General features: G+C 62.9%; 18 protein-coding genes, 1 pseudogene and 1 other annotated feature. Of the genes and pseudogenes, 11 read left to right on the top strand and 8 right to left on the bottom strand.

Annotated elements, in window-relative coordinates; translation table 11 throughout:
- The 8 genes from CRJ03_RS19540 to pdxR all read right to left on the bottom strand — a co-directional run.
- Window positions 1–1,007 (bottom strand): NAD(P)/FAD-dependent oxidoreductase (locus CRJ03_RS19540; RefSeq protein ID WP_129590319.1); only part of this gene is annotated, 1,007 nt, incomplete at its 3' end.
- Between the two features lie 69 nt (window positions 1,008–1,076).
- On the bottom strand, window positions 1,077–2,069 hold the full coding sequence (locus tag CRJ03_RS19535; RefSeq protein WP_240611730.1) for a GlxA family transcriptional regulator: 993 nt from the start codon (window positions 2,067–2,069) through the stop codon (window positions 1,077–1,079).
- Between the two features lie 39 nt (window positions 2,070–2,108).
- Complete coding sequence (locus CRJ03_RS19530) at window positions 2,109–3,695, bottom strand: ABC transporter permease (protein WP_104020537.1); 1,587 nt, start codon at window positions 3,693–3,695, stop codon at window positions 2,109–2,111.
- Window positions 3,688–4,728 carry a quaternary amine ABC transporter ATP-binding protein gene (locus tag CRJ03_RS19525; RefSeq protein WP_104020536.1) on the bottom strand — a complete coding sequence of 347 codons (1,041 nt, stop codon included), beginning with the start codon at window positions 4,726–4,728 and terminating at the stop codon, window positions 3,688–3,690. Before CRJ03_RS19525 ends, CRJ03_RS19530 begins: the two co-directional genes overlap by 8 nt.
- Window positions 4,729–4,813: 85 nt before the next feature.
- Window positions 4,814–5,764 (bottom strand): ABC transporter substrate-binding protein, encoded by a 951-nt coding sequence (locus CRJ03_RS19520; RefSeq protein ID WP_104020535.1) that lies wholly within the window; start codon window positions 5,762–5,764, stop codon window positions 4,814–4,816.
- Between the two features lie 90 nt (window positions 5,765–5,854).
- A complete protein-coding gene (locus tag CRJ03_RS19515) occupies window positions 5,855–8,266 on the bottom strand; it encodes a GcvT family protein (RefSeq protein ID WP_104020534.1) in 2,412 nt (803 codons plus the stop codon).
- Window positions 8,267–8,342: 76 nt separating this feature from the next.
- A complete protein-coding gene (locus CRJ03_RS19510) occupies window positions 8,343–9,683 on the bottom strand; it encodes an aspartate aminotransferase family protein (RefSeq protein ID WP_104020533.1) in 1,341 nt (446 codons plus the stop codon).
- A gap of 133 nt (window positions 9,684–9,816) precedes the next feature.
- Complete coding sequence (gene pdxR, locus CRJ03_RS19505; RefSeq protein ID WP_104020532.1) at window positions 9,817–11,289, bottom strand: MocR-like pyridoxine biosynthesis transcription factor PdxR; 1,473 nt, start codon at window positions 11,287–11,289, stop codon at window positions 9,817–9,819.
- A 161-nt stretch (window positions 11,290–11,450) separates the two neighbouring features.
- Between pdxR and CRJ03_RS19500 the strand changes: the two are divergent.
- The 11 genes and pseudogenes from CRJ03_RS19500 to CRJ03_RS19450 form a co-directional block, all read left to right on the top strand.
- Window positions 11,451–12,241 (top strand): annotated as a pseudogene (locus CRJ03_RS19500) (IS3 family transposase); the annotation flags it as partial.
- Window positions 11,738–11,854, top strand: a sequence feature (AL1L pseudoknot). (Overlaps the previous pseudogene by 117 nt.)
- An 84-nt stretch (window positions 12,242–12,325) precedes the next feature.
- On the top strand, window positions 12,326–13,354 hold the full coding sequence (locus CRJ03_RS19495) for an IS110 family RNA-guided transposase (protein ID WP_104020531.1): 1,029 nt from the start codon (window positions 12,326–12,328) through the stop codon (window positions 13,352–13,354).
- Window positions 13,355–13,754: 400 nt separating this feature from the next.
- Window positions 13,755–14,273, top strand: coding sequence for a MarR family winged helix-turn-helix transcriptional regulator (locus tag CRJ03_RS19490; RefSeq protein WP_104020530.1), 519 nt, complete (start codon window positions 13,755–13,757; stop codon window positions 14,271–14,273).
- Complete coding sequence (locus CRJ03_RS19485) at window positions 14,270–14,959, top strand: SDR family NAD(P)-dependent oxidoreductase (protein ID WP_104020529.1); 690 nt, start codon at window positions 14,270–14,272, stop codon at window positions 14,957–14,959. Before CRJ03_RS19490 ends, CRJ03_RS19485 begins: the two co-directional genes overlap by 4 nt.
- Entirely contained in the window at window positions 14,959–16,293 is a 1,335-nt protein-coding gene (locus tag CRJ03_RS19480) for an NAD(P)/FAD-dependent oxidoreductase (protein ID WP_104020528.1), read from the top strand. Before CRJ03_RS19485 ends, CRJ03_RS19480 begins: the two co-directional genes overlap by 1 nt.
- 73 nt (window positions 16,294–16,366) lie before the next feature.
- Window positions 16,367–17,986 (top strand): peptide ABC transporter substrate-binding protein, encoded by a 1,620-nt coding sequence (locus CRJ03_RS19475; RefSeq protein ID WP_240611729.1) that lies wholly within the window; start codon window positions 16,367–16,369, stop codon window positions 17,984–17,986.
- Window positions 17,987–18,047: 61 nt separating this feature from the next.
- Window positions 18,048–18,998 carry an ABC transporter permease gene (locus tag CRJ03_RS19470; RefSeq protein ID WP_104020526.1) on the top strand — a complete coding sequence of 317 codons (951 nt, stop codon included), beginning with the start codon at window positions 18,048–18,050 and terminating at the stop codon, window positions 18,996–18,998.
- 26 nt (window positions 18,999–19,024) lie between these two features.
- Window positions 19,025–19,888, top strand: coding sequence for an ABC transporter permease (locus CRJ03_RS19465; protein ID WP_206018404.1), 864 nt, complete (start codon window positions 19,025–19,027; stop codon window positions 19,886–19,888).
- On the top strand, window positions 19,885–20,904 hold the full coding sequence (locus CRJ03_RS19460) for an ABC transporter ATP-binding protein (RefSeq protein WP_104020524.1): 1,020 nt from the start codon (window positions 19,885–19,887) through the stop codon (window positions 20,902–20,904). Before CRJ03_RS19465 ends, CRJ03_RS19460 begins: the two co-directional genes overlap by 4 nt.
- Entirely contained in the window at window positions 20,901–21,905 is a 1,005-nt protein-coding gene (locus tag CRJ03_RS19455) for an ABC transporter ATP-binding protein (protein WP_104020523.1), read from the top strand. Before CRJ03_RS19460 ends, CRJ03_RS19455 begins: the two co-directional genes overlap by 4 nt.
- Window positions 21,906–21,910: 5 nt before the next feature.
- A complete protein-coding gene (locus CRJ03_RS19450) occupies window positions 21,911–23,215 on the top strand; it encodes an NAD(P)/FAD-dependent oxidoreductase (protein ID WP_104020522.1) in 1,305 nt (434 codons plus the stop codon).
- The last annotated feature ends 122 nt before the right edge of the window (window positions 23,216–23,337 follow it).

The following is a 23,337-nucleotide window of genomic DNA, read 5'->3' as shown; positions in this document are numbered from 1 at the left end:
AGGTGATAGGCATCATCGGGGGTAAAGCTTTCGGGACCGTTAAAGAACGTGTGAATCCCCGCCTCGGCCAGCACCGGCATCCGGTTGACGGCCGCCTCGAGGATCGGCTCGAAATGGTCGAAATCCTCCGGCAACTGATCGAACTCGAAACTCTCGGGAATGCCCGCCATCCCCCACGGCTTGGCATTGGGCTCAAACGCCCCGAGCATCATCTTGCCCGCATCCTCCTTGTAATAGGCGCATTCATCCGGCACCCGCAGGACCGGAAGCTGCGACAGACCCGCGATCGGCTCGGATACGATATAGAAATGCTCGCAAGCATGCAGCGGCACGTTGGTTCCGGCCATGCGCCCCACCTCTCGGCCCCACATGCCCGCGCAATTGACTATCATGTCGCAGGCGATATGGCCGCTGCTTCCATCCTCGCCTTGCCAGTCCACGCCGGTCACGCGGCGGCCCTGCCGCGCGATGCCCGTCGCCTTCATCCGCTCGGCCACCCGCGCGCCCCGGTTGCGCGCCCCCTTGGCCAGCGCCAGCGCGATATTGGCCGGGTCGGCTTGGCCATCCTTTTCAATGAAAATGCCTCCCGTGACGTCCTTGTCGTTCAGATGCGAGTACATCCGTTTGACCTCGCTCCGGGTCATTTCCTGGACCGGCACGCCGAAGGCCCGGGCCATTCCGGCCTGGCGGAAAAGCTCCTCCCGACGTTCCTCCGTCAGCGCCACGGTGATCCCGCCCAGCTGGCGGAACCCGGTGGCGACTCCGGTTTCCTCTTCCAGCGTGCCATAGAGCTCCTGCGAATACTTGGCGAGCCTCGTCATGTTGGAGGACGGCCGAAGCTGGGCGATCAGCCCCGCTGCATGCCACGTCGTCCCGCTGGTCAGCTGCTTGCGCTCAAACAGAACAACATCCTGCCAACCCAGTTTTGTCAGGTGGTAGGCCACTGAACAGCCAACCACACCGCCCCCGATGATTACCACGCGCGCCTTGGCCGGCACCACTGTCATCCTCGCCTCCCGTCTTGTCTCCGCCCACCAGTCTGTCATGTCCTGCGCCGCGCGAAGATGGTGATTTCGTCACGCAATCTCATGAAACCCACGCGATGACCGCAATTGATGGCTTCGGCGGCGCATCATGGCCGGGGTCACGCCGAACAGTCCCTTGAACACGGCGGCGAACCCGCTGTGAAAGCCGCAGGTCATGCCAATTTCGCACAGGCTCATGTTGGTGTTGAGCACGAGGTTCTTGGCCGTCATCAGGCGGATTCTGCGGTAGTAGTTGTGCGGGGTCGTGTTCAGCGCATTGACGAAACGGCGTTCCAGCCGGCGGCTCGAGATACCCAGTTCCGCCACGATATCGCTGATCCGCAACGGGTCTTCGATATGGGTCTGCATGATGCGGATGCTCCGGTTCACGATCTCGTCGCCGGTATCGGTCACCCGCGCGCCCGAGAAGGGCTGCAGGGTCGACAGGTCGCGTACGTGCTCATGCAGCAGGATATCGGCGACATTGGCCTTGACGCTGGGAGACGCAAGGCGCCCGATCAGGTCAAGCATGACATCGACGGTGGCGCCCATGCCGGCGCAGGTCACCACGCCGCGCTCCTCTCGTGCAAGCGCCAGGTCGGATCCGCAGTCGAACATCGTCTCCCGGATGACCTGCAGGTTTTCCCAATGTGTCGTGTGCGCGTCTCTCTCACCGCGTTCGCGGATGTACCGCGTCGCACTTTCGGCAAGCAAATGCACAAGGGCCCCGGCATACCGGTACCGCGACACGATCGGCCCGAGGCTGACGCCGCCGTACTCCGGATCGACATTGCCGATCATGAAGACGATATCCGCCGCGGGCCTCTCCGGGACGGGATCGGTTTCAACGGAAATCCCGCTCGGCGACATGATCACGCCACCCCGGCTGGAATGAAACGTCCAAGAGAAGAACTGACGTGCGATGACCCGGTTGGCGATGCGGAGCGTGTCGGCAATGCTTGCCAGCTCCGAGAGCACGAAGCCGTCAGCGACGATGATGTCGACATGCCGGTGTTTGTGTGAGGTGCGGAGTGACATGTTCATGGGAAGTTTCCTTTTCTGGATGCGTGGCCTCGCCTTTTGTCAATCTTTCCGGCCTTCTCTTCGGAAGGCACCTTGGACGATACGATCCATGACCATGGCGAGGAAGAGGATGGCGAAGCCGCCGAGGAGGCCCGGACCTTTCGCTGCGTATTGCAGGGCTTCGAGGATTTCCTTTCCGAGGCCCCCGCCACCGATCAGGGAGATGATCACGACCATGCTGAGGCACATCAGGATGGTCTGGTTCACACCGGTCATAATCGAGGGCAAAGCAAGGGGGGTTTCCACGTCCTTCAAGAGCTGCCACTTGGAGGCACCGAAGGCGACGGCGGCCTCCTTGATGCTGTCGGGTACGCCGCGCATCCCCAGCGCCGTCAGACGGATCACCGGCGGCATGCCGAAGATGATCGTGGCCAGGATGCCCGGCGGGTTGCCGGTGCCGAAGAAGGCGATGATCGGGATCAGGTAGACGAAGGCCGGCAGGGTCTGCATCAGGTCGAGCACCGGCTCGGCCATGTTGTAGGCCCGCCGTGACTTTCCGAACCAGATGCCCAGCGGGATGCCGATCACCACGCAGAGGATCACCGCCGCGCCCACCAGCGCCACGGTCTCCATCGCCACGGCCCAGTAGCCCAAGAGTGCCGTGTAGGCCAGCGCGGCAGAGGTGAAGATCGCCACGCGTGGGCCCGCCACGCGCCAGGCTGTCACGACGATCACAAGCATCACCACCGGCCAGGGCGAGCCGTTGAGCGCCAGCGTTAGCGCATCGAGCACGCCCCTGACACCGGCCACGATGCCGTCAAACACGTCGCCCCCGGCGGCGGCGGCGGCGTCAATCCGGGCCTCCATCCAGCTGGCGAGGTTGGAGAAGATCGTCCCCGCGCCCTCGCCCATTATCATTGCTGAGACCTCCTGTTCGGGGAAGGCGTCGAGCAGGGCGAGCGAGGCGTTGACGGTGAACTTGTAGACGATGAGCGGCCCTATCAGCAGGGTCAGCACCACGCCCATCACGATGTTGCGCGTCGAGCGTCCGCTTTCCGTGGCCTCGGGGTCGATCCGCCAGCGGGAATACTGTTTTTCATAGACTTGGTCGGCATAGAGCCCCTGGATCAGCTTGAAGACGGTCAGCAGGACGAGGCCCGTCAGCATAATCCCCAGCGCCTCGGCCTGCGCGGCCTCGGCCTTTTCGAAACTGGAATCGGCGGCCTTCTGGATGTTCTCGGCCAGCTTGGTGAAGCCGTCAATATCGGCCTGTTCGGTGGCCTCGTTGGCGCGCTGCATCAGTTCCTGGGCGCGCTCCTGCTGGCGCGCGGCGCGCTCGGCCATGTCGGCGCCGGGATTGCCCCATGCGCCACGCCCGATCTGCACCCAGGCGATGATCTCGAGGATGAGGAAGGCCCAGAACATCCCCCAGATCGCCCGGCTCGCCGCCCAGATCGGCCCGAGCACCGCGGCCCAGATGTTGAAAGTACGCGGCACGAAGCCGGTGACGTCGTGGATCTTGTGCAAGGCCCTGACGTAATAGTCGCCATTGGGTCCGGTGAACTTGCGGATTGAGGCGTCGAGCGCCTCGCGATCCACCTCGATATCCGATGCGGCGGTGACCTTCAAGTCGGTTGCGTCAGTCATCTTTGCCCCCCTGGATGCCGCGCAGCAGGCGCGGTTTGGTCACGACACCCACATCGGTGCCGCCTTCGGTGATCACCACCGGTTGGTCGGTGTCCACCGAGAGATCGATCAGCTGGTCGAGATCGGCGCCCTCATCGGCGCGCGGGGCGCCGTCGAGCGAGCCCTTGTGACTGTCGAGCGGCTCCATGATCGAATGGGCCTTCACCAGCTTGAGCTTGGAGATGCCCTGCACGAACTCGCGCACGTAATCGTCGGCCGGGTTCATCACGATGTCCTCCGGCGTGCCGATCTGCACGATCACCCCGTCCTTCATGATGGCGATGCGGTGGCCGATGCGGATTGCCTCGTCGAGGTCGTGGGTGATGAAGAGGGTGGTCTTCTTCAGCTGCGCTACCAGCGACTTGAACTGGTCCTGCAGCTGCAGGCGGATGAGCGGGTCGAGCGCCGAGAAGGGCTCGTCCATCAGCAGGATCTCGGGGTCCGAGGCCAGCGCGCGGGCGATGCCCACCCGCTGCTGCATGCCGCCCGAGAGTTCGGTGGGCAGCCGGTCTTCGTAGCCGGTCAGGTCCACCAGCCCCAGCGCGTGATCCGAGATCGCCCAGCGTTTCGACTTCGACACTTTCCGGATCTCCAGCGGATAGGCGACGTTGTCGTGCACCGAGCGGTGCGGCATCAGCGCTATGTGCTGGAAGACCATGCCGATCTGCTGGGCGCGGATGCGGCGGAGTTCGTTTTCGGAGATGGCTGAGACATCCCGTCCGAGGATCTCGATCGTGCCGGCGGTCGGTTCGATCAGCCGGTTGACGTGACGCACAAGCGTCGACTTGCCCGAGCCTGACAGCCCCATGATGCAGAAGATCTCGCCCCTCGGCACCTCGAAGCTGGCCCCTTGAACGCCGACCACGCAGCCGAAGCGCTCGAGCACCTCCGGCTTGCCCAGCCCCTCGTCCTTGACCGCCCGCATCGCGTCCCGCGCCCGGGCGCCGAAGATCTTCCAGACATCCTTGACCCTGATTACAGTCTCTTCGCTCATGATACGTCCTTCATGGCGCAAGAGGCGGCCCGCACATGCCCGGCGCGACCCCTCGCTAGTCAGGTGGCGGCTCGGTACGGGCCGGTCACTCGGTCATCCAGCCCAGAACCGCGTCCTCGTTCGCCGCGACCCATTCCTCAGCGTAGGCGAGGGGTTCTTTCCCGTCGATAACGAGCGCATAGGTCATGTCGGTAACGGTCTGGGTGTCGAACTTCACATTCGACAGCAGAGCGGCCACGTTCGGATGGCTGCTTTCCAGCGCCCTGGCGTAGTAGACATGGAGGTAGGCCTTGTCCCAAGCCGTCGTGACGTCCGATTTCGCCAGCCAGTCGGGATCATCGGTGGGCTGGAGCACGTTCCACTTGTCCGGGTCGTGGGGCGGCTCCTGCAGAACCTGCATGTCATGCAGGGCAAAAACGTAATGCGGCGTGTAGCAGAAACCCGCCCAAGGCTCGCCCGTCTTGATGGCGTTGTCCAGCTCGGCATAGGCTACCGTTTCGTCGGTGGCGACCAACTCGAAGGTCTGGTTGTAACCGTAGGATCTGGCGCGGACCCGTTCGACATTGGTCGAGTTCCAGCCGGGCGCGCCGATCCAGATTTCGCCAATGCCGTCGCCATCGCTGTCGAAGAGCGCCGCAATGTCGGGATCGGTCAGGTCCTCAATCGCGGTGATCCCGTGCTCGTCGGCGGTGGCCTGGTCGACGCACATGCCCTGGAAGGACTCGACCCCGTTGGGGTTCATCACCACGCTGCCCTTGTCCTTGACATAGGTGTCATGCAGGTTTTTCTGATTGGGCATCCAGACCTCGGGATGCACGTCCATCGCCCCCGAATGCATCGCTTCGAAGATGATCGGGTTGGTGCCGTTCTGAAGCTCGACCTCCAGGCCGAGATACTGCTCGATCGCCACTTTCAGGATATGCGCGGTCGCGTTTGCCGACGGCCAGTTGGGCTGGCCGATCACCAGATCCGCGGCCACCGCCGGGCCTGTGAAGGCGAGGGGTATCGCGCTTGTCAGCTTAATCATCGCTTTCATTTTGCTTTCCTCCTTGTTGGTGGCCCCGAACCGCGGCCTGCCGGCCAGGCGCCTGCGCCCGGTGTTTCCGTGTCATCCATGACCGTGTCGCTACGCCTTCATTCGTTCGCCTGTCGGGTCGTAGGGCGGCGCCTTCAGAACGCGGGCGGGGCAGGACCGGCCAAGGATCTCGACCTCCAGGCGTTCCCGAACGTCCCGCTGCCGCAGATAGGCGAGGCCCAGTGCCCGCGCCGTCCGGGGCCCCCATCCGCCCGACGTCACGATGCCGACGGTTTCGCCGTCGCGATGGACCGAGTGGCCGTGAAACGGATCGACCTCCCCACTGTCGATTTCCAGCAGCACCATCTCCCATCGGTCATTGGATCTCATGCGGGTAAGAAGCGCGTCCTTGCCGACATATTCCCGGTTATCCGGCTTCACTAGGAACCCCATCCCGGCCTCAATCGGCGTGCGCTCGGTGATCAGGTCGCTGCCCCAGGCCCGGTAACCCTTCTCGAGCCTCATCGCGTTCATCGCGTAGGCACCGAAGAAGCCCAGCCCGTGTGGCTTGCCTGCCTCCTCCAGCGCAAGGAAGAGAGCAGGCAAGTCATTTTTCGGCGCGTGCAGTTCCCAGCCGAGTTCGCCGACATAGGAAACCCGCAATGCCCGCAATTCGATGCCCGCGACTTCGATCCGGCGCACCGAAAGCCAGGGAAAATCTTCCGAAAGGTCGTGATCGGTCAGCGCGCTCAACACATCGCGCGCTTTTGGCCCCATCAACCCGACGGCGCCGAGGTTGTCCGTGACGTTGGTGATTGTCACGTCGAACCCATCGGTGCGCGCGCGCATCAGGTCACCACCCATCTCCTCGGCCGCAGCCGCGCAGGTGAGGTAAAAATGTTCCTCCGAAAGCGTGCTGACGGTGAATTCCGATAGAACTCCGCCCTCAGGGGTCAGTGCATAGGTCAGGCCGATGCGGCCAACGGCCGGTGCGCGGTTCGTGCCGAGCGCGTCGACGAAGGTCTGCGCGTCCGGCCCGGTCACGTCGAACTTCGAGAAGGGCGACAGGTCGGCCAGCCCCACGCGGCTTGCCACGACCGCACATTCGCGAGCGACTGGGCTGAACCAGTTCACGCGCTGGAACCCGTTCTCGGCCTCGTTGCCGGGGTACGTGGAGAACCAGTTGGGACGTTCCCACCCATATGCTGTACCCATCACCGCACCACGTTCAAGCATCTGATCGTGAATGGCCGAAAGGCGCTTGCCGCGGCCGACCTTGCGTTCCTCGTGCGGGTAGTGGATGCCGAACTGTTCTCCGAAGGCCTCGACGGCCTTTTCGACCCGGTAATCGCGATCGGCCCATGCCCCGAAACGGCGGGGGTCCACCGCGAGCGGGTCCATCGGCGGGGCGCCATGTGTCATCCAGTGGGCGAGGAACCACCCTGCCCCGCCGCCCTCCATCACCCCCATGGAAGAGCCGGTAAGCAGCCAGGCGTTCGTCAGCCCGTGCGCCGGCCCAATCAGGGGGCTGGCGTCTGGCGTAAAGGTGATCGGGCCGTTGACGATCGATTTGATGCCGCCCGATGCCAGGGCCGGAACCCGTTCCATCGCCGCCATCACGATATCCTCGATCCGCTCGAGATCGGGCGGCATAAGCTCGGCCCCGAACTCCGGCGGGCAGCCGTCGATCGACCAGGGGAGCCCCTGTTTTTCATACGGCCCGAGGATCAGCCCGTCGCGCTCCTGTCGCACGTACCAGCTTTCATCCGGGTCGCGGATCATCGGCAGTTCCGGAAGCCCCTGCTTCATGCGGTCAGCTATATCTGGCACGGTATCGGTGACGAGGTACTGATGGAGCATCGGCACCGACGGGATATTGAGCCCCATCATGCCGCCGACTTCCCACCCCCACGTGCCGGCGGCATTGACGATGTGACGGGTGCGGATCGTCACCTTCTCGGTTTCGACAACCCAAACCGTGCCCTCACGGCGGATCGACCTGACCGGGTTCTGCCGCATGATCGTCGCGCCATGCTGTCGTGCGACACTGGCCATGGCGTTGGTGACAAGGCTCGGGTCGACATGCCCGTCATCGGGCTCATAGATGCCGCCAAGGATGCCGCCGCCCGAGGCCAGCGGGTAGAGTTCCGTCACCTCTTCGGGCGTGAGCAACCGCAACTCGTGGCCGGTGAATTTGCTGAGTCCTGCGACATGGGAAAACTCCGCCATCCTGTCAGGCACGGAGGTAATGCGCATGGCGCCGGAGGGGTGGAAGCCGCAACCCTGCCCCGTCTCCTCGGGCAGGATATCCCGGTAGAGCCGTACCGACGTCGCCCGCAGCGCCTGTATCGTCCGGTTATGAGCATAAAGCGTGCAAAGCCCGGCGGCGTGCCAGGTCGAGCCATGGGTGAGGTCGTTCTTCTCGGTCAGGAAAACATCCGACCAGCCCGATTTCGCGAGGTGGTACATCAGGGATACGCCCATCGCGCCGCCACCGATAATCAGGACATTTGCATCAGTCATTTCTTGGTGTTCCAGTCTTCAGGGTCCGATTCCGGACGAGGCGCACAGGCTCGGCGCCCCCCTCGATATGGCGGCATCAGGCGTTTCGGTTGCGGTAGAGGTCGGCGAAGCTCTTATCGTAGGCGTCGAGGATCAACTCCACGTCATGCATCGCCACGCAAAGCGGCGGCACCATCCGCAGCACGTTCTTGAAGTTGCCCGATTTCGACAGCACGATACCGTGCTCGCGCGTGCGCTCGAAGACATAGGCCGTCTCCTCCGGCGCGGGCTCCTTCGTCTCGCGGTCCTTGACCAGCTCGATGGCCTGCATGAAACCGGTGCCGCGCACGTCACCGATGATCTCGTAGCGGTCCATCAGTTTCCGCAGGCCTTTGTGAAGTTCCGCGCCGACGACGTGGGCGTTTTCGATCATGCCCTCCTCCTCGATCACGCGCAGCACCGCACGGCCGGCGGCGCAGGCGACCGGGTTGGCACCGTAGGTGTGGAACAGGAACTTGCCCGCCATTGCCTCAGCGACTTCGCGTTTGGCCACGACCGCGCCCAGCGGGATACCGTTGCCGATCCCCTTCGCCATCACGCAGATATCCGGCACCGTGTCGTGCGCATCGAAGCACCAAAGCGATTTGCCGGTCTTACCGAAGCCCGATTGCACCTCATCGATGATCATCAGACCGCCCGCACCACGAATGCGCTCGGCGGCGCCCTTGATGTAGCCTTCGGGCATCTCGAGAATGCCGCCATAGCCCTGCACCGGTTCGATCACCATCCCGGCCAGCGCGCCGGAGGTCGTGTAGTCGATAGTGTGGTCGAGATCGTCGAGGTAGGGCTGCGTGCCGGAGCCGAATACGCCGCGGTATTGGTTGGGATCGGTGGCGAAGGTGATGTTCGACAGCTCGCCGATATTGTGGCGGAAGTTCTTCACACCGGTGACGGCCTGCGCGCCGTAGGTCGCGCCATGATAGGAATTCCGCAGGGCGACGATATCGTGATTTCCAGTCGAGGCCCGCGCCATCATCATGGCGAGATCGATGGCCTCCGTGCCGGAGTTGGTGAAATGTACGACCCAGTCATGTCCCTCCGGCATGGTCGCGGCCAATTCCTCGGCGAAATGCGCCGGCACCGGGTGATAGAACATGGTCGTGCAATGGGTCAGCTGCGAGACCTGCTCTTTCACAGCCTCAACCACGGCCGGGTGGGCGTGGCCGACGCTGATGCAAAGATTCATGCCGAGAAGGTCGATCAGCCTGTTGCCCTGTTCGTCCCAGACATATTGCATCTCGCCCCGCTTCAGGATCAGTGGTTTGTCGTAAGGTACGAACTTGCGCTGCGAGGCGGAATAGTAACGGTCGCGCTTGGCGATGATGTCCACGGTCGACCAGGTGACAGGCATGGCGCCTGACGCATTCGTTCCATCCATGATTAGTGTCCTTTCTTGATCCTGCGTGATCGCCCCGGCACGGGAGCGGTTGAGACAGGATTAAGAAAGATGTTTCCAAGTCGTAAGGGACAGTTCCGAAAAAAAGAAAGGACAGATGAGGCAGTTCGGTCACCTAGATCAATCTGGCGATTTCCTCGCCGATGATCTCGACGCCGGGCTCAATGGATCTGAGCGGAATCGATGCGAAGCCAAGCCGAAACTTGCCGCGTCCCTGCCTGGGATCAATGAAGAAGACGGCGCCGTTGTCGAACAGGACGCCGCGCTCTTTCAGGTTTTCTTCAAGCAGGTCGGTATCCAGCTCCGGCGGCCCGTCAATCCACAGGCTGGTTCCGCCGTGGGATTGACCAAGGGCGAAATCGGGCAAATGGCGTGCAACTGCCTGCCGCATCGTGGTCCAGCGCATCCGGTAGCGCCTGCGCAGTTTCCGCAGGTGTGCATCAAGATACCCGAGCGCCATGAAATTCGCCATCGTGTCCTGCAGGACGGTCGGCGGATGGCGCAGCATCGCCCGCCGCACGGCCTTGGCCTCGCGGATGATCTCCGGATGCGCGACCATGAAGCCAAGCCGCAACCCCGGCGACAGGATCTTCGACAGGCTGCCGCAATAGGCGACACTGCCCTCTCTATCTAACACACGCAGTGGCGGCAGCAGGTCTCGCTCGAAATTCATTTCTGCTTCGTAATCGTCTTCGATGATGATCATCTGCCGCGCATGTGCCATTTCCAGAAGTTTCCGGCGGCGCTCCAGCGGCATTGTGACCGCCGAGGGGAAGTGATGGCTTGCCGTGACATAGACCACCTTGCAGCGCTCCGGGATGGCGACGATATCCAGCCCATCCGCATCGACAGGAACGCCTATGACCTCGTTGCCGGAAAGGGCAAATGCGTTGCGCGCCTCCGGATAGCCCGGATCCTCCATGGCGACAGCACCGGCTTGGTCGGCAAAGAGCAGGCCGAGGATAAAAAGCGCGTTCTGCGACCCCGAGGTAATCAGTATTTCATTCTTCCCGGCGCGCAACCCGCGGTAGCTGAGTAGCCGCTTCTGTAATTGCTCGATGAGGTGGTCGCTATCCGATCCGTCCGAGTCCCCGCTCCATACCGGCAGGCGGCCGACGTTCAGTGCGAGCCGCGTGCATTCGCGCCAGCGCTGGATCGGGAAAATCCGCGGGTCGATCTGATTGTAGATGAAGGGATAGGGGTGGCTGCTCCAGTCCGGCGGATGCGCAACTTTGCGAAGATCGGACGGTCGCGCGCCCGCTTCGGGCAGACGGGCCTCGGCGATGACAGCCGGTTCGCACTCCGGCGAGGCGGTATCCGCCGGAAGCTGCGCCACGTAATCGGGATTGACGTAATAACCGCTTCTGTCCTTCGAGATGAGAATGGCGAGATCGATGAGCCTTGCATAGGCCTCGAAGACGGTGTTGCGGGAGACCTTGAGCTCCGCGGAAAGCTCGCGGCAGGACGGTAGCGCTTCACCCGTGGCAATCGAATGTGACGCGACAGCCTCGCTGACAACCTCGCAAATCTGGTCGCGTAGCGGCAATGGCGAGTTGTCCGGGAGAGAAAATCTGTAGCCGATGCCCATAGTTTTTCAATACGTGGCGGTGTCAAAGCCATCAAGATGGAAGTAACGAGGGGTGAATTTGCGACCACTTCGCTGACTGGAGTGTCAGGGGGACGTTCGGCGCTGCTGTTCAATCGCCCCGGCTTTGTCGGAGACCGTCAACTTAAGTAAGGATGATGGTTATGACAAAAAGCAAAATGACAAATCGCTACTCGCCTGAGGTCCGCGCGCGTGCGGTCCGGATGGTGTTCGAGCATCAAGGCTCCTACGAAACGCAGGCGGGCGCGATCGCGGCCATTGCACCCAAGATTGGCTGTATACCCCAGACTCTTCGCGGTTGGGTCATGCAGGCCGAGAAAGATAGCGGCATGCGCGACGGCGTGACGACGGAGGAACGGGACCGGATCAAGGCGCTTGAACGTGAAAACCGGGAGCTGCGCCAGGCCAATGAGATCCTGCGCAAGGCAAGCGCGTATTTTGCGCAGGCGGACCTCGACCGCCCACTGAAGCGATGATCGCCTTCATTGAAGATCAGCGTGTTGTCTACGGCGTCGAGTCGATCTGCAGGGTTCTGCCGATCGCGCCGTCGACATACTACCATCGCCTGGCGTGCCTCGCTGACCCTTCCAAGGCCTCGGTACGGTAGCAGCGGGATACGGAACTGCGTCCGGAAATCACACGGGTCTGGGACGAAAATTATCAGGTCTATGGTATCCGCAAGGAGTGGCATCAGCTGAAGCGCGAGGGCTTTGAACTGGCGCGATGCACCGTGGAACGCTTGATGAAACAGATCGGCATCCGTGGCGCCGTGCGCGGAAAGGTGATCAAGACAACAATCCCTGACACGTCAGCCCCCTGTCCGCGTGACAAGGTAAACCGCCAGTTCCGGGCACCTGCACCGAACCTGCTCTGGGTCAGCGATTTTACCTACGTGTCGACATGGCTGGGCTTTATCTATGTGGCCTTCGTCATCGTAAGCGATGGGGTGGACGCCCCCCGGCGGCATCGAATGTGCCAAGGTAGCGGGTGTTGAAGCACCGCTATGAGGAGAGCGTCCATGAAAGAGGTTAGCATCATTGGCCTGGATTTGGCCAAGAACGTGTTCCAGGCGCATGGTGCCGGAGCGGACGGGTCCGTTGTATTCCGGCGCAAGCTATCGCGTGCGCAGCTTTTGAAGTTTTTAAGTAAGCTGTCGCCTTGCGTGGTGGCGATGGAGGCTTGCGCGAGCGCTCACCACTGGGGCCGGATGATCGCCAATTTGGGCCACGACGTCAAACTGATCCCTCCCGCCTACGTGAAGCCCTTCGTGAAGCGGCAGAAGAATGACATGGCTGATGCGGAGGCGATTGCGGAAGCAGCATCGCGTCCGACCATGCGGTTCGTCGCGGTAAAGAGCGAAGCCCAGCAGGCGGCAGAGATGACGTATCGCACCCGCGATCTCTTGGTTCGACAGCGCACGCAGACAATCAATGCCCTGCGGGCTCATCTGGCCGAGCAGGGCATCGTCGCGCCCGTCGGTCCTGCTCATATCGGCCGCCTCGCCGCGGTTGTCGAAGGTGATGGTGAGACTTTGCCTGCGGCTGTGCGGGAGCTCGCGCACCTGCTTCTGAACCAGATTGCAGATTTGAGCGGGAAGATCGCGGGTCTGGATGCCGAACTGCGCCGACGTGCGGGCTCCGACGATACCGCGCGGCGGCTGACGACGATTCCGGGTGTTGGTCCGATCACCGCGGCGGCGATCACAACCTTCGCGCCACCGATGGAGACCTTCTCGAAAGGTCGGGATTTTGCAGCTTGGGTCGGCCTTACACCGAGACAGCATTCGAGCGGCGGCAAGGAACGGCTTGGCAGGACGTCAAAGATGGGTCAGCGCGACATCCGAAGGTTGCTGATCGTCGGAGCTGTCGCAGTGGTCCGGTGGGCTGCCCGCAAAGGTGCGCGAGAGGGCTCGTGGCTCGCGCGGATGCTGGAGCGCAAGCCAAAGATGTTGGTCGCGATAGCTCTGGCCAACCGCATGGCGCGCACGGCCTGGGCGCTGATGCGCAAAGGTGAGGATTATCGAGATCCGGCGATGGCGACCGCATAGGTCAAGCTCGCCGGGGTGTCGCCGAGAATGTGAGCAGGACAGAGGAACGTAAGGGCAAACGGTCAAGAGACCGGATCGGGAGAACCATTATTCCGGACGATGCGCCGTCGAGCGCGGGTAAGCGAACTGGACCCGATCTGCATATCTCCATACAGGCCCGCGGCGAATGAAAGGCCGCAACTTCGAGGCCGGACACACGACCGCACCTGATCACATGCCCTAACGGCCCCAAAAGCGCTTGCATTCAGGGGAGCGTCCACACACGTCCACACACGTCCGGCGTCGCTACATTGATGCCGTCGGGGGGCGGTCACATCATCAGAACCGCGTGCAACGGGAAGCTTCGTTCTTTTGAAATTAATGATTGCGAATCACAACTGACTTAACGTTACGTGCTCCTATGCCTAGTTGTGACCCTTTGGAAGAAGGCGGACCCGCCGACGAAATCGGTCGTACATCGCTCGATGTCGATGACCTCGACTGCCTCGATGGTCTGTTGAGCTTCTACGTGCGATCAGCGAACTACGCGCTTTCGACCGATCTTGACGCGCGGCTTGGTGATCTGGCGGTAGCCCGTGGAACCGGCAAGATCACCGCGCTCCTGTTGATCGACTCCCATCCCGGCATCCGCGCTTCGGCCATTGCCGAGGCGACATTGCGCGACCGGCCCAGTATCAGCAGGATCATCACCCATCTTCTGGATCACGACCTGATCACCAAGCGCGAGATGCCGGCCGAACGGCGAGCGTTTGGTCTCTACATCACCGACAAGGGCCACAGCCTCGCCGAAGAGGTGCGCAGGATCATCAAGCGGCAGTCGGAAGATTTCTTCGCGGATTTACCCGAGAAAGACCGCGAGGACCTGCTGCGCATCACCCGCGATATCTACGTCAAGATCAGGAAGGAGCGGGCAGGATGACCGGGCGCACGGCGATCATTTCCGGCGCGAGCCGCGGCATCGGCAACGCGGTCGCTCGACGGCTTCTCGACAACGGCTGGCAGCTTTCGCTCGGAATGCGGCGGCCCGACGATGCCGGTGCGCGGTTTTCGCAATGCCACGTTGCACGACATGATGCGCTTGAGCGCGACGAACGCGTTTGGGTCTCCGATACGCTGGGCAGGTTCGGGCGTATCGACGCGGTGATCTGCTGTGCCGGGATCATGGAACCCGGGGATGTGATCGATGTCGACGAAGACACGGTTGACCGGATGCTTGAGGTGAACCTGAGGTCTCCTCGCAGGCTCGTTAAGGCCGCCTGGCCCGCGCTCCGCGAGGCAGGAAACGGGCGCATCATACTGCTTGCGTCGCTTTCGGGCAAACGGGTGAAAACCGCCGGGAGCGGCACCTACTCGATAACAAAGCACGCCGCCGTCGCCCTGGCGCATGGTATCCGCCAAAAGGGGTGGCGCGACGGGATACGCGCGACCGCAGTCTGCCCCGGATTCGTGGATACCGACATGGCTCGTGCGATCACCGATATGCCGCCCGAGACCATGACACGTCCCGGGGATGTGGCCCGTCTCGTCGATCTCGTTCTCGATCTGCCGAACTCGGCTTCGGTGGCGGAGCTTTGCGTCAACTGCCAGCTCGAGGAGTTCTACTGATGCCAGGTCCGACGCCTGTTCCGGTCCATGGCGACCAAGAATTGCCGGCGCGGGTCGATGTGGTGATCGTCGGCGGCGGCATCATCGGGTGCTCGACGGCGCTGGAGCTGGCCGAGGCAGGCCACTCGGTCGCGATCTGCGAAAAGGGCGGTATCGGACACGAGCAATCCAGCCGCAACTGGGGCTGGGTCCGCATCTCGCGACGTGATCCGCGAGAAGTTCCGCTCATGGCCGAGGCGATCCGCCTGTGGCGCAATCTGGATGCGCGCACAGGCCGATCGACGGGGTATCGCAGCGCCGGGATCATGTTCGTCTGTGAGGATGAGGAACGCTTTGAGAAGTACCGTCGCTGGCAACGCCATCTCGAACCGTTCCAGATAACGAGCCGAATGCTCGGCACCCGGGAACTTCACGAGATGACGCCTGATGCAGACCGCATCGGGGGGGTCGGCGCGCTATACACCCCCGAGGACGGCAGGGCCGAGCCGCAGAAGGCGGCCCCGGCCATCGCCGAGGCGGCGCGCGACAAGGGGGCCGCGATCCTGACTGGTTGTGCGGTGCGCGTCGTCGAAACCGAGGCCGGCCGGGTCAGCGGCGTCGTCACCGAGCGGGGCCGCATAGCTTGCGATGCCGTTGTCGTCGCGGGCGGGGCCTGGTCCAACCTGTTTCTGGGCAATATGGGCGTGGACCTTCCGTCGCTGGGCGTCGTGAGCCACGTGATCAGGACGGAGCCGGCCGAAGGCGGGCCGGACCACGCAATCTGGACCGACGATTTCGCGATCCGCAAGCGCGAGGACGGCGGCTATACCGTGTCGCGCGGAGCAGGTACGACCGTCGATATCGTGCCGAACTCGATCCGGTATGGCCTGAAGTATCTCGCGGCCCTGCGGATGCAGCACCGGGAATTGCATTTTCGCATTGGCAAACGGTTTCTGCACGAGGCGATGCGCGCGAGGTCATGGCGGGCCGACGAGGAAACCCCGTTCGAGCGCGACCGCGTCTTTGACCCGGCTCCTTCGCCACGCATGGTTGGACGGTTGATGGATCATGTCGGCAACGCTTTCCCGGCGCTGAGGAATGTGCCGGTCGCGCAAAGGTGGGCGGGCTGCATCGACGTGACGCCCGATGCTATTCCGGTGATTTCGGCTGTGGAGTCCACGCCGGGTCTGCATATCGCAAGCGGGTTCTCGGGCCATGGCTTCGGTATCGGCCCGGCCGCGGGCGGACTCATGGCCGACATCGTCCTGAACCGCACGCCGCGCGTCGATGCCAGGGAATTCCGGTTTTCGCGTTTCACCGATGGAAGCCGGATCGCCCCGGATGAAGGTTTCTGAGGGGCCAAGAAGCAGAGAAACAATCACCCACCCAACAAGGAGAGGTAAGATGACGATAAGGAATACAAACCGTATGAACCGCCGCACCCTGCTCAGGACCGGGGCGGCAGGTATGACACTCTTGATGTCCAATGCTGCGGTCGGGCGGCTTGCCGCGCAGGAGGCCTCGGGCCAGGTCGTGATCGGCTTTTCGCAAGAGCCCACGGTCATGCACCCGCACATGCCGCATATCGAGGTCGATGAAGGCATTCACTTCAACCTGTTCGACCCGCTGTTCATCGTGGACACCGAGGGGAATTTCCAGCCTTCGCTGGCGCGCGAGGTGCCGACGGTGGAGAATGGCGGGATTTCCGAGGACGGACTTAACTGGCGCGTCAAGCTGCGCGATGACGTGACATGGCATGACGGCGAGCCGTTCACCGCCGAGGATGTCAAGTTCACCATAGAACTGAACCAGAACCCGGACTTCAACGCCATGCGCCGCAACGGACACGAGCTTGTCCGGAACATCCGGATCGTGAACGACCACGAGCTGACATGGGAGATGGCCGAACCGTTTGCGCCTTACCCCGCAATTCTGTCGTGGACGTTCATCGTCCCCGCGCATGCATTGGCCGATGCCGAGAACCCGAACCAGACGGACTTCCGCAGCAATCCAATCGGAACCGGGCCTTTCAGCTTCGGGGAACGGGTGGCAGGCAACTACATCCTGCTCAACGCGAACAAGGATTACTTTGGCGAAGGCCCGCACCTGGAACAGGCGATTTTCCGCTATATCCCGGACATGACGGTGCTCTACACGCAGTTCCGGACCGGCGACATCGATGTGATCGGCCTTCAGGGCATCCAGCCCGACCGCTACGAGCAGGCCCAGCAAATCCCAGACCGGGAGATCGTGATCGCGCCCTCCTCCGCAGTCGAGTCGATTACCTTCAACATGGGCAACCCGCTGTTCCAGGACCCCGAAGTGCGCCGTGCCCTGTCTCTGGCGCTTGACCGCGAGACGATCGTCGAAGCCCTCTACTACGGCATCCCCGAGAAGACCGAGAGCTTCCTGCCGAGGGAGTCATATTACTACAACGAAAAGCTGCCTGAGGCCGAGTTCGATCCCGAGAAGGCAGCCCAGGTCCTGGACGAGGCAGGCTGGTTGCCCGGGGCTGACGGCGTGCGCGAGAAGGACGGGGTGCGTCTCGCCTTCAAGAACTCAACCACGGCGGGCAACAACGTGCGTGAGCAGGCCCAACAGTTGATCCAGGAGACCTATGCCTCGATCGGTGTCGAGATGGAGATTTCAAACCTGCCGCCGGCAGTGATGTGGGGCGAGTACTGGATGATGTCGCAATTCGACAGTGTCATGGTCGGCATCACGTTCACCACCGGACCCGATCCGGATGTCTCGAACTATCTGCATTCCTCGAGCATCAGCGCCCAGGGCGGCGCGGGTCAGAACACCTGGCAGTACGAGAACGAACGGGTGGACGAGCTTCTCGAGCAGGGCGGGCGCATGTTCGTGCCTGAGAAGCGCAAGGAGGTCTATGACGAAATCCAGCGCCTCGTTCACGAGGACATGCCCTTCCTGCCGATGTTCCAGTATGCCAACCTGCGGGGCCACAAGACCGGTCTCGAGGGGTTCGACCCGAACGTGAACGTCCGCATCGAGACCTGGAACCTGAACGAATGGCGCTGGGCCTGATCCCGGCGCACCGCGCGGCCCGGACCAAAATCCCGGGCCGCGCAATCCGTGAGGTGCGGCCATGCTGAGGTTTCTGACATATCGACTGGCTCACAGCCTGCTCTTGCTGTTTCTCGTGTCGGTGATTGGGTTCATGATCCTGCACCTCGCGCCCGGCGGGCCGCTGTCGCAATTCGCGCTCTCGCCGGGAATGAGCCAGGCCGAACTCGAGAAGATTGCCGAACGCATGGGCCTCAACCGCCCGCTGCCAGTGCAATATCTCGATTGGGCGGCCCGGTTCGTCACGGCTGACTGGGGCGAGAGTTTCCGCGACGGGCGCGCAGTCCTCGATATCATTTTCGGGCATCTGTTCGCCACGCTGCTGCTGATCCTGACCTCGACCATCCTGTCGGTGGGTCTGGGCACGCTTGTAGGCGTGCTGGGAGCGATGCGGCGCTACTCGGCCTATGACTACCTCGCGACCGTTGGCGCGATGGTCGCGCTGTCGATCCCCACATTCTGGTTCGGGCTTGTGGCGATCTACGTCTTTTCCCTGCGGCTGGGCTGGCTGCCTTCGGGCAACATGTATACCATCGGCGACGAGAGCTTTCTCGACTACGCCGAACACCTGATCATGCCCTCGGTGGTTCTTGCCCTCGTTCAGGTCGCGATCTGGTCGCGCTACATGCGATCGTCGATCCTTGACGTGGTCGGCCAGGATTTCGTGCGCACGGCACGGGCCAAGGGTCTGACACGCCGACGCGTGCTCTATGTGCATATCCTCCGGAACGCGCTCATTCCGATGATCACGCTCACCGGTATCCAACTTCCCACGCTGCTCTCGGGGGCGCTGGTGACGGAAACCGTTTTCACCTGGCCCGGTATCGGGCGCCTGTTTCTCGACAGCCTCGGCTACAATGACTACCCGGTCGTAATGGGCGTGCTGATGTTCACGGCCATGTTCGTGCTTTTGGGCAACCTGATCGCCGATCTTCTCGTGGCCGGCGTCGATCCGCGTGTGAGGCTCGAGTGATGTCGATGAACACTGCGCCCCCTGCCATGGCCGCCAAGGAGCGCCGCTGGATCACGTCGCGGCCTGTCCGCCGCTTCGTCCGACACCGGCTCGCGATCGCCGGGCTGGTGATGATCAGCGCGATCGCGCTGCTTTGCGTTGTCGGGCCCTGGATGCTGCCGCACGGCATGCTTGACATCCATATCCGTGATCGTTTCTCGCCGCCCGGCAGCGAGACCTATCTGCTCGGCACTGACGCGATGGGGCGCGATCTGGCCGCACGGCTTTTCATGGCCGGGCGCGTATCACTCATGGTGGGTATCGCGGCCATGGTGCTCTCGACGTTTCTGGGAGCGGTCATCGGCCTTGTCGCAGGGTACTTCGGCAAGGTCATCGGTACCGTGCTGATGCGCTTTACCGACGCGGTGCTGTGTTTCCCCCAGATATTTCTCCTTCTGGTGCTGGCGGCCTTCCTTGAGCCCAATGCCCTGATGATCACGATCATCATTGCCCTGACCAGTTGGATGGAAATCGCGCGCATCGTCTCGGCCGAGATACGGTCGCTGCGTGAGCGGGATTTCGTCACCGCTGCCAGGGTCAGCGGCGCGTCGCACACATGGATCATGTTCCGCGAGCTTTTGCCGAACACGATCGGGCCGATCATCGTCGCCGCGACCCTGACCGTCGCGCGCGCCATCCTGATCGAGGCCTATGTCAGCTTCCTCGGCTACGGCATTCAACCGCCCCTCCCCAGTTGGGGCAACATGCTCAATAACGCGCAGCAGTTCCTCGACACCGCGCCCTGGCTTGCGATCGTGCCGGGTGTGGCGATCACGCTGGCGGTGACCAGTTTCAACTTTATCGGCGACGGGCTGCGCGACGCGCTCGACGCCAGAAGCGACTTGCAATGAGCCGCGTTCTGAGTGTCGAAAACCTGGGGATAGGGTTCCGCTCCGAGGGGCAGGATTTCACCGTCGTGCGCGATGTCAGTTTTTCGCTCGAGGCGGGCCAGACACTGGCCCTCGTGGGGGAAAGCGGTTCGGGAAAGTCGGTGACCAGTCTCGGCATAATGGGCCTGCTCCCACCGCCGCCACAATCCCGCACAACGGGCCGGATCGTTCTGCACGGCGGCGACGGTGACGGTGACATAGAACTTCTCGGCCTGCCGGAATCCCGGATGCGGCGGCTCAGGGGCGACCGGATCGCGATGATATTTCAGGAGCCGCTCACCTCGCTCAACCCGGTCCATACCATTGGCGACCAGATCGTCGAAGCCATTCGAAGCCATCGCCGCGTATCGCGCGCCAAGGCGCGGACGCGCGCGGTCGAGTTGCTGGAGCAGGTGGGCATTCCCGATCCGCAGGAGCGTTTGGGCACGTATCCGCACGAATTGTCGGGCGGAATGCGTCAGCGGATCATGATCGCCATCGCGCTTGCGCTGGAGCCGGACATCCTTATCGCGGACGAACCCACGACGGCGCTCGACGTGACGGTGCAAGCCCAGATCCTCGACCTTTTGCGCCGCCTGCAGAAAGACACGGGCATGGCCATGCTTTTCATCACCCATGACTTCGGCGTGGTGGCGGACATCGCCGATCGCACCATCGTCATGTATGCCGGCCAGACGGTCGAGGAGGGGCGAACCGAGACCGTCCTGAGCGATCCGCTCATGCCCTATACGATCGGCCTTATGAACGCGGTCCCGCGGCTTGAAACCGCGGGGCTGAAACTGGGTGATCTGAAGACCATCGAGGGTTTTGTGCCCGATCCCGCCGCCCTGCCGCAGGGCTGCTCCTTTCACCCGCGCTGTGCCTACATGCAGGAGGGGCTGTGCGACACGTCGCCCCCGTCCATAGAGGACGCAGGCGGCGGGCACATGGTGCGCTGCAAGCGCTGGAGACAAATCGGCGAGGGACGCGAGACATGACCGCCGACACTCCTCTCATCGAAACCATCGAGCTCAAGCAGCATTTTCCGCTTCGCCGGGGCCTGTTCGGCGGATCGAACCTCGTGGTGCGGGCCGTTGACGGCATCACGATCGACATCGGCCGACGTTCCGTTCTGGGACTGGTGGGCGAGAGCGGATCGGGCAAGTCGACGTTCGGTCGCGCGGTCATGGGGCTCGAGACCCCGACCTCCGGCAGCCTGAAATTCGACGGCCTCGACATCGCGCGGGCAGGGTCCGAAGAGATGAAGGCGGTGCGCCGACGGATGCAGATGGTGTTCCAGGACCCATTCAGCAGCCTCAATCCCCGAATGAGCGTGGCGAACACGCTCTCGGTTCCGCTGCGCTTTCACGAACCCGGTTTGTCGCGACAGGCGCGGCGCGACCGGGCGGGGGAGATGCTGGAAACCGTCGGCCTGCCGGCCCGCTACATCGACCGCTTCCCGCATGAATTCTCGGGCGGCCAACGCCAGCGCATCGGCATCGCGCGCGCGCTGATGGTGCGTCCCGACTTCATCATGGCGGACGAGGTCGTATCGGCCCTCGATGTTTCCGTGCAGGCGCAGGTGCTCAACCTCTTTGCAAAGCTGCAGCGCGAAATGCAGCTTACAATGCTCTTCATCACGCACGATCTGGCCGTGGTGGGGCATGTGTCCGACCATGTCGCTGTCATGTATCTTGGTCGTATTGTCGAGATCGCCCCGACCCGCGCGCTCTTTTCTGAGCCCCATCATCCCTATACGGAGGCTCTGTTGTCTGCGGCACCGACACCCGAGGCGCGCGACCGGAAGAAGCGTATCGTTCTCGAGGGGGACATCCCCAGCGCGGTCAATCCGCCCTCGGGCTGCCCATTCCGCACACGGTGCCCCTATGCGCTCGATGCCTGTGCCGAAGGCGTGCCAGTGCTGCGCGAGGTCGGGCCCGGTCACCGCGCTGCTTGCATTCGCGACGATCTCATGCTTGCCGCGGCGACGGGGACGTGACCCGCATGGTGCGCTTTTCGCCCATCGGGGATGTCCTCTGGCCGCGTACCGCACCGGCATCGGAGACCACGCAGGCCTTGCAGGGTGACGAAGACTGCGAGGTCTGCATCGTGGGTGGTGGATATTGCGGCTTGCACACCGCGCTCACCCTCGCCCGACAGGGCCGGAAGGTCGTCCTGCTCGAGGCAGAGGAAATCGGCTTCGGTGGTTCCGGGCGCAATGCGGGCCACTGCACGCCGACGTTCCACCACCACTCGCTCGAACACCTGCGGGACATGCTCGGCGGGCGGCGGGCCGACCGGCTCATCGCGCTTCAGCTTGAGGCCGCGGATCGCATCGGCGAGATTGTGCGCGATCACCGAATCGACTGCGAATGGGTCCAGAACGGATACGTCATGTGCGCATCCAGCCCCAGCAAACTGACAGCGCTCAAGACCAGGCGGGACAGCTACAACGCTGCTGGCCAGTCCACCCGGATCGCGGACACGGACGAGGTGCGCGCACTGACGGGAATGGAAGGGCAGTATGGCGGTTGGGTGCATCCTGGCGGAGCACACCTCAACCCGATGGGCCTTTCGCGCGGCCTGGGTCGTGCTGCGCGGGGACATGGCGCGCGCATCTACGTGAACACGCCTGTGACAGGTGCTGTACGGGACGGCGCGCGCTGGCAGGTCAGAACGCGGGGAGGCACAGTTCACACCGATCGCGTGATCTTTGCCACCGGTGCCTATACGCGTGGCGGCTGGCCAGGGCTTGATCGCAGCTTCCGCATCATGCGTGTCATGGTAGCGGCGACCAGGCCTGTCCCCGAGGCGACCGATGTCCTGCCCGCGAATGTGACCGCCCATGACGGTCGCGGCAATATCCTGGTCTACAAACGCGATGCATTCGGCCGGATCGTCGCCTCGATGTTTCCCCGCCTGCGTCAGAGCCGCGCGGGCATGCTCGACCTGATGACGCGTCGGCTCCGGTTCCATCATCCGGGTCTGCCCGAGCCGTTCGAGTGGGAGTGTATCTGGACCGGAGAGCTCGACATGCAGCAGCGAACCATTCCGCGCCTCTATCGTCTGGACGAAGGCGCGGTCGCAGTTACGGGGCTTTCGGGGCGCGGCGTGCCCACAGGTTACATGGTGGGCAAAATTCTATCCGACTGGGCGAACGACAAAGCCGAGGGTGATCTCGCTCTGCCACTTGAACCGCTGGCACCCGCTCCACTCTACATGGCCGTCGCCCCGCAAGTTGCCCTTCGCGTCTATGAAATCGGCGACCGGATTATTGAGTGGCGCGATGGACAGCCGCGCCGTCCTTAAGGAAGTCCGCCATCTTCTCAGAACCTGAACGGTGTCATTCAGAGTCCTTCATGATGTCGTCGGTAACATTGCCTGGCGTTTTCCACAATATCCAGGCACCCAAAGCGCCTACGCCAGTACTG

It is taken from the genome of Roseovarius nitratireducens (assembly GCF_002925845.1).
Taxonomy (GTDB): domain Bacteria; phylum Pseudomonadota; class Alphaproteobacteria; order Rhodobacterales; family Rhodobacteraceae; genus Roseovarius; species Roseovarius nitratireducens.
Note: the sequence above shows the minus strand (reverse complement) of the source record. Positions and strands in the feature narration are given on the sequence as shown.

Bases quoted from the DNA above. Each gene is read 5' to 3' on its own strand.
- CRJ03_RS19535 (WP_240611730.1), bottom strand. From the start codon at position 2,069: ATGAACATGTCACTCCGCACCTCACACAAACACCGGCATGTCGACATC.
- CRJ03_RS19530 (WP_104020537.1), bottom strand. From the start codon at position 3,695: ATGACTGACGCAACCGACTTGAAGGTCACCGCCGCATCGGATATCGAG.
- CRJ03_RS19525 (WP_104020536.1), bottom strand. From the start codon at position 4,728: ATGAGCGAAGAGACTGTAATCAGGGTCAAGGATGTCTGGAAGATCTTC.
- CRJ03_RS19520 (WP_104020535.1), bottom strand. From the start codon at position 5,764: ATGAAAGCGATGATTAAGCTGACAAGCGCGATACCCCTCGCCTTCACA.
- CRJ03_RS19515 (WP_104020534.1), bottom strand. From the start codon at position 8,266: ATGACTGATGCAAATGTCCTGATTATCGGTGGCGGCGCGATGGGCGTA.
- CRJ03_RS19510 (WP_104020533.1), bottom strand. From the start codon at position 9,683: ATGGATGGAACGAATGCGTCAGGCGCCATGCCTGTCACCTGGTCGACC.
- pdxR (WP_104020532.1), bottom strand. From the start codon at position 11,289: ATGGGCATCGGCTACAGATTTTCTCTCCCGGACAACTCGCCATTGCCG.
- CRJ03_RS19495 (WP_104020531.1), top strand. From the start codon at position 12,326: ATGAAAGAGGTTAGCATCATTGGCCTGGATTTGGCCAAGAACGTGTTC.
- CRJ03_RS19490 (WP_104020530.1), top strand. From the start codon at position 13,755: ATGCCTAGTTGTGACCCTTTGGAAGAAGGCGGACCCGCCGACGAAATC.
- CRJ03_RS19485 (WP_104020529.1), top strand. From the start codon at position 14,270: ATGACCGGGCGCACGGCGATCATTTCCGGCGCGAGCCGCGGCATCGGC.
- CRJ03_RS19480 (WP_104020528.1), top strand. From the start codon at position 14,959: ATGCCAGGTCCGACGCCTGTTCCGGTCCATGGCGACCAAGAATTGCCG.
- CRJ03_RS19475 (WP_240611729.1), top strand. From the start codon at position 16,367: ATGAACCGCCGCACCCTGCTCAGGACCGGGGCGGCAGGTATGACACTC.
- CRJ03_RS19470 (WP_104020526.1), top strand. From the start codon at position 18,048: ATGCTGAGGTTTCTGACATATCGACTGGCTCACAGCCTGCTCTTGCTG.
- CRJ03_RS19465 (WP_206018404.1), top strand. From the start codon at position 19,025: ATGGCCGCCAAGGAGCGCCGCTGGATCACGTCGCGGCCTGTCCGCCGC.
- CRJ03_RS19460 (WP_104020524.1), top strand. From the start codon at position 19,885: ATGAGCCGCGTTCTGAGTGTCGAAAACCTGGGGATAGGGTTCCGCTCC.
- CRJ03_RS19455 (WP_104020523.1), top strand. From the start codon at position 20,901: ATGACCGCCGACACTCCTCTCATCGAAACCATCGAGCTCAAGCAGCAT.
- CRJ03_RS19450 (WP_104020522.1), top strand. From the start codon at position 21,911: ATGGTGCGCTTTTCGCCCATCGGGGATGTCCTCTGGCCGCGTACCGCA.